The following is a 2616-nucleotide window of genomic DNA, read 5'->3' as shown; positions in this document are numbered from 1 at the left end:
CTCGGGGCGCGCATTGTTCTGGAGAACGGTGGCCACCTGGAACAGCGGATGATGCGACGTCGAGCGCACCGGGTTGAGCTGCTCGACCAGCAATTCGAACGGCACATCCTGGTTGCTGTAGGCATCCAGCGCGTGCTGGCGCACCTGTTCAAGCACCTCGCTAAACCGCTGCGCCGAGTTGACATTCAACCGCAGCACCCAGGTGTTGACGAAGAACCCGACCAGCTCATCGAGCGCCGCATCCATCCGCCCGGCGATCGGCGCGCCCATCACCACGTCCTCGCCGGCTCCCACCCGCTGCAACACCACCACCATGGCCGCCTGCAACACCATCGAGACGGTCGCGTTGTGCGCCGCCGCCAACGCCTTGACCCCCGCCCAGGTTTGCGCGTCGATGCGCAACTCCACCTCATCGCCGCGGTAACTGGCCACCGGGGGGCGCGCCCGATCCGCCGGCAGCGAGACCACCTCGGGCAGATCGGCCAACTGCTGCCGCCAATAGGCCAACTGCCCGGCGATCACACTGTCCGGATCGGACTCGGAGCCCAACCAATCCCGTTGCCACAGCGTGTAATCGGCATACTGCACCGGCAACGGCGCCCACTGCGGGACCCGGCCGCGCCGGCGCGCCCGATACGCCGCACCGATATCCCTGGCCATCGGAGCCAACGACCAGCCATCAAAAGCGATGTGGTGCACCACAATCCCCACCACATGCCGCTCAGGGCCCACCGCATAGATCCGCGCACGAATCGGGATCTCGGCCGACAAATCAAACCGATACCCCGCCAACGCCACCAACTCGGCGACCAGATCCTGCTCGGTCACCGACACCACGACCGCGTCCCCCCGCCGCCGCCACATCCCCGCCTCAGCGGGCAGCACCTGCTGCAACGGCACCCCGCCGACATCGGGAAATACGGTGCGCAGCGACTCATGACGGGCGATCACATCATCGATAGCCGCCCCCAACGCCTCGACATCCAGCACCCCGCTAATCCGAAACGCGGTCGGCATGTTGTAGGTCGCCACCCCACCCTCGAACCGGTCCAGGAACCACAACCGCTGCTGGGCAAACGACAACGGCACCGCGGCCGGTCGTGCGCCGGCCACCAACGGCTGACGCCCGACCCCGTCCCCGCCGATGCGGGGTGCCAGCTGGGCCACCGTGGGTGCCTCGAACACGGTGCGCACCGCCAGGTGGGCGTCCAGGGCGCTGTTGACCGCGGCGATCACCCGCATCGCCGACAGCGAATCCCCGCCCAAATCGAAGAACGAATCATCGACACCGACCCGCTCCAGCCCCAGCACCTGGGCGTAAATGCCGGCCAGGATCTCCTCGGTGGGGGTGCTCGGGGCGCGGTAGGCCTCGCCCTCGGTGTATTCGGGTGCCGGCAGGGCCCGGATGTCCAACTTGCCGTTAACCGTCAGCGGCAGCGCGTCCACTGCCACCACCGCCGCGGGCACCATATAGGTGGGGAGCCGCCGACCCAACCGGGCCCGAATTTCGGCCGGGTCAGCGGCTCCAGTGATGTAGCCGATGAGGCGTTTGTCGCCGGGGTGGTCTTCGCGGGCGATCACCACCGCCTGCTCCACCCCGTCGAGCGCGGCTAGCGCCGCCCGTATTTCACCGAGTTCAATGCGATAGCCGCGGATCTTGACCTGCTCATCGGCACGACCCAGATAGGCCAGCTGTCCATCGGCCCCCCAACACACCAGATCCCCAGTGCGATACATCCGTTGTCCCAGCGCTCCCGCGCCGGCGAAGGGGCAGGCCACGAATCGCGATGCGGTCAAAGCAGCCCGGCCCACATATCCATAGGCCAGCCCGCCGCCGGCCACATACAACTCCCCGATGACCCCAGCCGGCACCGGACGCAACGACGCGTCCAGCACAAAAAAGCCAAGATGCACCAACGGCACCCCGATCGGGCTGACACTGCTGTCAACGTCGGCCGCGCTGATCTCGCGGAACGAGGCATGCACCGTCGTCTCGGTGATCCCGTACATATTGATCAGCCGCGGTAACCGCGGGTGCTTGTCCAGCCACGTCCCCAGACGCTGAGGTTCAAGCGCCTCCCCGCCAAACACCACCGTGTCCAGCTGTAGCAAAGGTCCCCGCTCGGGCACCCGCGCATCGACGGCCTGCAGCGCATAAAACGCCGACGGCGTCTGACTCAACACGGCGACCCGTTCAGCAATCAGCAACGCGTGCAACTCTTCTGGCGAACGCACCACCACGTCGGGCACCACCACCAACCGCCCGCCATGCAGCAACGCACCAAAGATCTCCCACACCGAAAAGTCAAACGCCAACGAATGACACTGCGACCACACCTGCCCCGGCGACAATTCCAAGTCGGCGTTCAATGCCCTCAGCAACCGGGTCACGTTGTGGTGAGGGATGGCCACGCCTTTGGGCACCCCGGTGGTGCCCGAGGTGTAAATCAGATAAGCGATCTCCTCGGGCGCCGGCACCGGCAAGGCGGTGCTCGGGTAACCGGGAAGGCGAGGGTCATCGACATCGATGACCGGCAGGCCACACCCGTCGAACCGGTCGGCCAGCCCAGTGGTGGTGATCGCGGCGATCGGTGCGGCATCGGCAACCATGAACTC

1 protein-coding gene is annotated in these 2616 nt (G+C 66.5%); it reads right to left on the bottom strand.

Going from position 1 to position 2616, the window contains the following annotated elements; translation table 11 throughout:
- Positions 1-2616, bottom strand: a 2616-nt coding sequence (locus BST14_RS27845) for a non-ribosomal peptide synthetase (RefSeq protein ID WP_142279664.1), incomplete at both ends; no start/stop codon positions are given.

Origin of the sequence: Mycobacterium arosiense ATCC BAA-1401 = DSM 45069 (assembly GCF_002086125.1) — a bacterium.
Classification (GTDB): domain Bacteria; phylum Actinomycetota; class Actinomycetes; order Mycobacteriales; family Mycobacteriaceae; genus Mycobacterium; species Mycobacterium arosiense.
This window is presented reverse-complemented; position numbering and strand designations above follow the sequence as displayed.